This window comes from Protofrankia sp. Cr2 (assembly GCF_963555885.1).
Taxonomy (GTDB): Bacteria; Actinomycetota; Actinomycetes; order Frankiales; family Frankiaceae; genus Protofrankia.
In genome coordinates this window covers 1,465-9,668 of record NZ_CAUVXG010000096.1, presented here as the reverse complement: position 1 = coordinate 9,668, position 8,204 = coordinate 1,465, and the positions used below count along the sequence as shown (strand labels likewise).

The window sequence follows — 8,204 nt, the reverse complement described above, 5'->3', positions numbered from 1 at the left end:
AATCACGAAACGTGGACCGGCCACAGCAAACATGACGGCCCCGGCGACGATCTCTTCGGCGGCGTTCCCTGATACCGGGTGGCGGCAGGGGTGGAGGTGAACCTGTGAGCGCCGAGTTCTGTGATCGCTGGGATCTGAGCGCGCACACCCCGGTACCCCCGACCGGTCATCCGGCGGGGAACTCGGGGACGGTGATCGAGCCGTCCGCTGCAAGTGGGAAGCCCGGGTTGTACGCAATCTCCCAGGCATGACCGTCAAGGTCGGTGAAGACTCCCGCATAGCCACCATAGAACGTCTCAGCCGGAGGACGGGTGACCGTTGCCCCTACCCGCTCCGCCGTCGCGATAAGATCGTCAACCTCCGCCTCGGACCGAACATTGTGTGCGAGGGTGACGCCGCTGAAGCCGCTGGCCGGCCCGTCTGTGATAGCGCAGTCGCGTGCGAGCTTGTCACGACCCCAGAGGACCAGCGCGATGCCGCCGGCCTGAAAGAACACGGTCTCTTCGACCTCTTGACCGTGCCAACCCAGCCGCTCATAAAACGCCCGAGCGCGCCGCACGTCGGCAACGCCCAATGTGATCAAGCTGACACGCTGCTCCATTACTGAAAGGTACTTCACGAGGGAAATCACCCTCCGTTGTCAGGCATTTTCACTGCGTGCTCAGCCTGCATCCACAACAGCCTGTCCTCCACTCGCGCAAGGGTGTCGGCCATTGACCGGGCAGCGTGCGGCCGAGCCCACTGAGGCCGACGACGTCGGCGTGGACGGCAGCGTGGACGGCGGCGGGTCACAACCGGGCGGGATTGGTGCCCCATGAGGGTCAGTCGGTGTTCTCAAACGCGTTCCAATGATCAACTACTGCAATCTTGCAAACCTCCTCTCAATACTTAACGTAAGTAAACAGATACAAAATGTCGTCTTGACGCGGCCCTGCGCCCGTCCCACCGCATGAAACAGCTGAGGAATTGATAAAATCTGTTTCAGGTGTGCCGGGAAGCCTGGTCGGCGTGGGGGATGGACTGCAGCGATCCGCGGCAGCAACCCCGATCACGGACCAGAGGTTCGGCGGATGCGCGCGGTGGGGACCCTCCTTTTTCTTGTGGTGCTGGCAACCGCGGTAGCCACCGGGGCACGCCGCTGGCGGGTGCCCGCTCCACCGCTGCTGGTGCTGGCCGGTCTTGCAGTGGCGCTCATGCCGGGCACTCCTACCTTGCACATAGCTCCGCAGACCATCGGTCTGGTCGTCCTGCCCCCGCTGCTGTACGCCTCCGCCGAGGAGCTGTCCCTGCGCGACCTGCGCATGGTGTGGCGGCCGGTCGTTGTTCTGGCGTTCGGCCTGGTGCTGGCCTCCTCCGCCGCCGTGGGCGCGGTGACCGCTGCGCTCACGCCGTTGCCGGTCGCCATGGCTTTCGTGCTGGGCGCGGTGCTGGCCAGTACCGACCCGGTCGCGGTCACCGCGCTCGGCCGCAGGCTCGCGCTTCCCGGCCGGGTGCAGGTACTGGTACAGGCGGAGAGCCTGTTCAACGACGCCACCTCGCTGGTGCTCTTCAAGGTCGCAGTCACCGTCGCGGTGGCCTCCGGCGCGGTCAGCTGGGACGTGGCCGGCGGTGAGTTCGTCCTGCTTGCGGGCGGTGGAAGTGCGATCGGCGCGGTGGTCGCGGTGGTGGTCGCGGCCATCCGCCGCCGCACCACCGACCCCGTGCTGGAGACCGTGATCGCCCTGATCACCCCGTACACCGCCTATGTGCTGGCCGAGTCCGCGCACATGTCGGGGATCACCGCCGTCGTGGTCGCGGGCGTGCTGCTAGGCCGGTCCGGGCACCAGCTCAGTGACGCCCATATCCGGCTGCAGCTGCACGCTGTGTACGCGGTGGTGATCTTTCTGCTGGAGAGCGTCGTCTTCAGCATTGTCGGCCTTGAACTGCCGTCCCTGATCCGTGAACTCCCGGCCGGAACCGGTCTGTGGCCGCTGCAGGCACTCGCCATCGCCGCCACTCTGATCGCCCTGCGGGTGGTGTGGATGCTTCCGCTGTCCGCGGCGGTCAGGCCCACCAGAGGCCGCCCGTCCTGGCGCCTGGCGGGCGTGGTGACCTGGGCCGGCACCCGGGGCGTGATGCCGCTGGCCGCAGCCCTGTCCATCCCGCTCGCCGCCACCGACGGCACCCCACTACCCGGACGCCCCCTGGTCCTGACCCTCACCACCGCCGTCGTCGTCTTCACCCTCGTCGTCCAGGGCCTGAGCCTTGCCCACGTCGTGGGCCGTTCCGGGCTCGCTCTCGAACCCGAGCACACCGCCCGGGAGGAAACCCGTGCCCGTGACCGGCTCATCCACGCCGGACTCACCCACCTCGACGACATCACCGGGCTGGATACCGTCCCGGAGGCGGCCATCGACCGCGTGCGCCGTAACCTCCACGCACGCCTGGAGCAACCCACCGAGCACAACGACGACCAGCCGGGCAGGACCCTCCTCCAGGTATACCGCGAACTGCGCCGCGAGGTGATCGCCGTGCAGAGCGCCGAGCTACGCCGCCTGTATGACGCCCACCAGGTCAGCGATACGACACGTCGACGCCTGCAACGCGACCTGGACCTGGAGGAGGCCGGTCTGGGCGGGCGCTGAGGTTCCGGTAACCCCGATAGCGGTGATCAGAGTGGTTCCACAGTCGATTGAAGACCCGGCGAGGGAGAATTACGTGGCTGGACTGCCGGTGTGATCACCGCTGTCGTTCTCGTCGTCCTGTTTCTCCTTGGCGGTGTCCGGCCCCGCCTCGCCGAGTACCGCTGACCGGGTGTGCGTAGAGCAGGATCAGAGCCGCGGCGACCTGCCAGGGAGTGGCCGCACGTGCTTGACTGGTTAACCATGACGGCGCCCCGTTCGGCCGTGCGTGCGGCTCTGATCACCGTCGACGATGACCAGAGCGTCTCCCGAGCGGTCAGCCGTGACCTGCGACGGCGGTACGGCGAGAGCCACCGGATCATCCGAGCCGAGTCCGGCGAGCAGGCGCTGGACGCGATGCGCGAGCTGAAGCTGCGCGGCGACCAGGTCGCGGTGATGCTGGCCGACTACCGCATGCCGCGGATGAACGGCATCGAGTTCCTCGAACAGGCGATGGACCTGTTCCCCACGGCCCGGCGGGTGCTGCTGACCGCGTACGCCGACACCGATGCCGCGATCGACGCCATCAACGTCGTCGACCTGGACCACTACCTGCTCAAGCCGTGGGATCCGCCGGAGGAGAAGCTCTACCCGGTCGTGGACGCCCTGCTCGAGGCCTGGCACGCCGCGGACCATCGACCCGTGCCGGAGACCAAGGTCGTCGGCCACCGCTGGTCCGCACGGTCGCACGAGGTCCGCGATTTCCTCGCCCGCAACCAGGTGCCCTACCGGTGGTACCTCGCCGACGAACCGGAAGGTGAGCGGCTGCTGGCCGCGGCCGGAGCGGACGGCGCGACCCTCCCGGTCGTGATCACGCAGAGCGGCGCGGCGCTGGTGGAGCCCACCGATTCCGAACTCGCCAACCGGGTCGGGCTCAGCACCTCGCCGGCCGCCGACTTCTACGACGTGATCGTCATCGGCGGGGGTCCGGCCGGTCTGGGCGCGGCCGTGTACGGCGCATCCGAAGGGCTGCGGACCGTGCTGGTCGAACGGACCGCAACCGGCGGCCAGGCCGGACAGAGCTCACGGATCGAGAACTATCTCGGCTTCCCCGACGGAGTCTCCGGGGCGCAGCTCACCGACCGTGCCCGCCGGCAGGCAACCAAATTCGGCGCCGAGGTACTCACCGCCCGTGACGTCGTCGGCCTGGAGGCCAACGGCTCGGCGCGGACGGTGCACTTCGCCGACAGTGGACAGATCGACGCCCACACGGTCATCCTGGCGACCGGCGTGTCCTACCGGCAGCTGGCGGCTCCCGGGCTGGAGACGCTGACCGGCCGCGGCGTCTTCTACGGCTCCGCGCTGACCGAGGCGTCCGGCTGCGCGGGGCAGGACGTCTACATCGTCGGCGGGGCGAACTCCGCCGGGCAGGCGGCGGTGTACTTCGCCCGGCATGCCCGCTCGGTGATCATGCTCGTCCGCGGCCCGTCGCTGGAAGCGTCCATGTCCCACTACCTCATCGAGCAGATCGCCGGCATCCCGGCGATCTCAGTACGGCCCTGCACCGAGGTCGTCGCCGGCCATGGCACGGAACACCTGGAGCAACTGACGCTCCGTGACAATGCGACCGGTGTCACGGAGACGGTCGACGCGCAGTGGCTGTTCGTCTTCATCGGGGCGGCGCCGCGCACCGACTGGTTGGACGGCGTGATCGTCCGGGACAGCCGCGGATTCGTCATAGCCGGTCCTGACCTCGTGGTCGACGGACAACGGCCGCGCGGATGGCCCCTGGACCGGGATCCATACCATCTGGAGACCAGCGTTCCGGGTGTCTTCGTGGCCGGCGACGCGCGGGCCGAGTCGGTGAAACGGGTCGCCTCCGCGGTCGGTGAGGGTGCCATGGCCATCACCCTGGTCCACCGCTATCTGGACAAGCGATGACCGGCCCGGCGCAGAGCGCCACCCCGCCATCAACACCGTCGACGGCACAGACGGCACAGACGGCACAGACGGCACAGACGGCGTGCAGCGCGGACGAGCTCCGTACGCTGTTCCTGTTCGAGAAACTCACCGAGGACCAGTTGGCCTGGCTGTGCGCGCAAGGACGCGTCGAGTCCATCGGACCAGGACAGGTCTTTACCGAAGGGGAACCTGCCACCTGCTTCTACGTGCTCATCGAAGGCGCGCTGGTGATGTCACGACGGATCGGTGCCGACGACGTGGAAATCAGCCGCACATCCCAGCGCGGCGTGTACGCGGGCGCCTTTCAGGCATATCTGGGCGAGCGGGCACCACAGGTCTACAGCGCCTCGTTGCGGGCCAGCGAACCGTCGCGTTTCTTCGTGCTCCCGGCGGATGCGCTGGCGCGGCTGATGCACGAATGGTTCCCGATGGCCGTGCACATGCTGGAAGGGCTGTTCTTCGGCATGCGGACCACCCAGCAGGCGGTCGGTCAACGGGAACGGCTGCTGGCGTTGGGCTCCCTGTCCGCCGGGCTCACCCATGAGTTGAACAACCCGGCCGCGGCCGCGGTACGGGCCACGTCGGCGTTGCGGGAACGGGTCGCCGGGATGCGGCACAAGCTCGGCCTGATCGCCTCGGGACCATATGACCGGGCCGCATTGGACACCCTGATCCGGCTGCAGGAGGAGGCGGTGGAGCGGGTCGCGAAAGCGCCGGTCCTGACTCCGCTGGAAGTCGGCGACAGGGAGGACGCGGTTACCGACTGGCTCGACGAACACGGCATCGCCGACGGCTGGGATCTCGCCCCGACCTTCGTCCAGGCCGGTCTCGACCTGCCCTGGCTGGACCAGGTCGCGGCCAGCGTCCCCGACGCGATACGTGAAGGCGCCATCCGCTGGTTGAACTACACGGTCGAAACGGAGTTGCTCGTGAACGAGATAGCGGACTCCACGACCCGGATCTCGACCCTGGTGACCGCCGCCAAGCAGTACTCCCAGCTGGACCGCGCGCCCTATCAGCGGGTCGACGTCCACGAGCTGCTGGACAGCACCCTGGTGATGCTCACCGACACGATCGGCGAGCGCATCACCGTTGTCAGGGACTACGACCGGACGCTACCGAAGATCCCCGCCTATGCAGCCGAGCTCAATCAGGTCTGGACGAACCTGATCGACAACGCGGTCGCCGCCATGGACGGCGCCGGTACGTTGACCGTGCGCACGACATCCAGCCATGACCACCTGGTCGTCGAGATCGCCGACACCGGGCCGGGCGTGGCGCCAGAGATCCGCGACCGGATCTTCGAACCGTTCTTCACCACCAAACCGGTGGGCAAGGGTACCGGTCTCGGCCTGGACATCTCCTGGCGCATCGTGGTCACCAAACACCACGGCGACCTGTCGGTGGAGTCGGTGCCCGGCGACACCCGGTTCCGGGTCCGGCTGCCTGCCCGTCCATCCGATGAACCGACCGTATGACCGAGCGAGCCGCAAGAGCGAGCCGCAAGAGCGAGGTGAGCCGCATGACTGAGGTGACCACGATCGATCCGTCCGCGACACCGAGCGGGACGGGATGCGCCGAATGCGCCGCCGGCCACGGCCCCGGGTGGTGGTTCCATCTGCGCCGCTGCGCCCGGTGCGGCCACATCGGCTGCTGCGACTCCTCCCCCTCCCAGCACGCGAGCGCGCACGCGGCCACAACCGGCCATCCGCTCATCCGCAGCTTCGAGCCAGGCGAGACCTGGTTCTGGGACTACCAGACCGAACAGTTCTACGACGGGCCGCCGCTGGCGCCGCCCGAGCATCACCCACTGGGCCAACCGACGCCCGGCCCGGCCGGGCAGGTGCCCGCCGACTGGCAGGCCCAGCTGCACTGAGGGTGGGTACCGTCCGTCGACAAGATCGGCGCGAGTTTGTCGTCAGGTACGCCCATCCGGCCGAAAACCGTACCTAACAACAAACAAACGCCGATCATCGCCTCCGAGGAAGGGTCTCGCTCCGAGAGCCCGATTCAGAAATCGATCATCTGGGCCAGTACGGTGCGTACCTCGGCGATCTGCTCGACATTCAGCCGGTAGAGCGGACCGCGACCGGTGAGCCGGTTGGCCGAGACGGTACGGACCTGTTCAGTGATGGCCCAGCTGGTGGGCTTACCGGGGTGTCGATCCGGACCCGATGGACCCAGCCAGGCCGCTCCCGAGTGGTCAGCGGAAGGACGCTCACCAGTGCACCACCGGTCAGAGCCAGGTGGAAACGGGAGGACACCACGAGGACCGGGCGCTGTCCAGCCTGCTCGCGGCCCCTGGCGGTCAACCCGCCACCCGTCGCGTACCTTATACCAGCCGGCTACCCAACGATCAACACACAGTAAACGATCATCGCACGCCCACACGACTTCACGAATTAAAGATCAGTAGCGGCGCGGGTCGGAGCCCCCTCCACTATCTGTGCAGCGTGCAGTCGGTAGAGCGGGCCGGCGATCGGCTCAACTTTCCGCGAGCGCCGTCAATGGATTTTCTGAACGTAAACCCGCTTCACGAACAGCGGATCATTTTCGACGTTTCGCATGTCCTCATAAATCTCGAATGACGGATCACGATCTAGGGAATCCGCAACAAAGGCGCTCTGCGTGCTGATGGGTGGTTCCAGTCGGAGTTGCGCAAGAACCCGGCTATGCAGATCCGTGAACCAGAACGCCGGAGTAACGAGACCGCCCTCGCCAAAGTCCTCCCAATCCAGAATAGACAACATGCAGAAAGAATCAACCACAGCCACATTACCAACCTGCTTGGAAGAAATAATATTGGAGAGATGCCAAGCCGCAGCACGGATCAGAAGACGGTTACTCTCAACTGGCGATAGATCGTCAAGGAATGAAATTTGTGAAAAACGTGAGTACAACGGAACCTCATCAAAAAGATCGACCGGACCCGCGAGATCCTCGAGACGGTCAAGCATCTGCAGCCTGATAAGGTTCTCAAACTCGGCTCGAAACATTGGATCAAGATGCATCAGGAATCCCATCCGTGTTCTCTCAACCATTTCAGGGTCTTGCGGGAGAACTGAGGATCACCATCATGCAAGGAGCCGTCCTGGTTTAGACCGGGAGAGCCTTTACCGCGCCTCTGAGCGTGCCACTGACTACCGGTGACCGATGTGTTCGGAGGATCTATTCGATCGATCTCATCCGGCCCTTGCCCTCGCCGCACCTTTCCCCTGGCCAACCGAGCAAGGCGACCTTTCTCCTCTGGGCTATACGGCACAAGCCCAAGTGGATCAATTGAATACAAGGGGTTGTGAACGTAAGCACTCGGATCAAGACCACCGCCGAGGCCGAGGGGGTCGGTGGAGTCGTAGCGGGCGGTCTCGGGATCGTAGTAGCGGTGGACGTTGTAGTTCGCACCGGTTTCGGGATCGTGATACTGGCCCGGGAAACGCAGCGGGCAATCGACGCCACCACCGGCGGAAGACGATGGTGGGCCGGCGCCCCACAGGGTGGTCCGGGCCTTCCAGGAAAGCTCCCCGGCGGGGTCGAGGAGTTCGGTGGGGGTACCGACGAGATCGGTGACGATGGCATAAAACCGGGCGTCGAACCATGCCTGCTCGGCGGTGTCGTCGCTGCCGTTGCCGCCCGCAGCCGGGT

The 8,204-nt window shown here is 66.3% G+C and carries 8 protein-coding genes; 4 read left to right on the top strand and 4 right to left on the bottom strand.

Annotated elements, in window-relative coordinates; genetic code table 11:
• Nucleotides 1-166 precede the first annotated feature (166 nt).
• A complete protein-coding gene (locus U9978_RS23335; protein ID WP_416211117.1) occupies nt 167-601 on the bottom strand; it encodes a VOC family protein in 435 nt (144 codons plus the stop codon).
• A 469-nt stretch (nt 602-1,070) separates the two neighbouring features.
• Between U9978_RS23335 and U9978_RS23330 the strand changes: the two genes are divergently transcribed.
• The 4 genes from U9978_RS23330 to U9978_RS23315 all read left to right on the top strand — a co-directional run bounded on the left by U9978_RS23330 (nt 1,071) and on the right by U9978_RS23315 (nt 6,438).
• Nucleotides 1,071-2,624 carry a Na+/H+ antiporter gene (locus U9978_RS23330; RefSeq protein ID WP_322763292.1) on the top strand — a complete coding sequence of 518 codons (1,554 nt, stop codon included), beginning with the start codon at nt 1,071-1,073 and terminating at the stop codon, nt 2,622-2,624.
• Nucleotides 2,625-2,864: 240 nt separating this feature from the next.
• Nucleotides 2,865-4,541, top strand: coding sequence for an FAD-dependent oxidoreductase (locus U9978_RS23325; protein WP_322763295.1), 1,677 nt, complete (start codon nt 2,865-2,867; stop codon nt 4,539-4,541).
• Entirely contained in the window at nt 4,538-6,040 is a 1,503-nt protein-coding gene (locus tag U9978_RS23320; RefSeq protein WP_322763291.1) for an ATP-binding protein, read from the top strand. Before U9978_RS23325 ends, U9978_RS23320 begins: the two co-directional genes overlap by 4 nt.
• A 44-nt stretch (nt 6,041-6,084) precedes the next feature.
• Nucleotides 6,085-6,438 (top strand): UBP-type zinc finger domain-containing protein, encoded by a 354-nt coding sequence (locus U9978_RS23315; protein ID WP_322763290.1) that lies wholly within the window; start codon nt 6,085-6,087, stop codon nt 6,436-6,438.
• A 190-nt stretch (nt 6,439-6,628) separates the two neighbouring features.
• Here the strand turns inward: U9978_RS23315 and U9978_RS24225 are convergent, their stop codons facing one another.
• The 3 genes from U9978_RS24225 to U9978_RS23305 all read right to left on the bottom strand — a co-directional run bounded on the left by U9978_RS24225 (nt 6,629) and on the right by U9978_RS23305 (nt 8,133).
• Entirely contained in the window at nt 6,629-6,874 is a 246-nt protein-coding gene (locus U9978_RS24225) for a type II toxin-antitoxin system PemK/MazF family toxin (protein ID WP_416211116.1), read from the bottom strand.
• 192 nt (nt 6,875-7,066) lie between these two features.
• Nucleotides 7,067-7,585, bottom strand: coding sequence for an Imm15 family immunity protein (locus tag U9978_RS23310; protein WP_322763289.1), 519 nt, complete (start codon nt 7,583-7,585; stop codon nt 7,067-7,069).
• Nucleotides 7,573-8,133, bottom strand: coding sequence for an RHS repeat-associated core domain-containing protein (locus tag U9978_RS23305; protein WP_322763294.1), 561 nt, complete (start codon nt 8,131-8,133; stop codon nt 7,573-7,575). Before U9978_RS23305 ends, U9978_RS23310 begins: the two co-directional genes overlap by 13 nt.
• Nucleotides 8,134-8,204 lie beyond the last annotated feature (71 nt).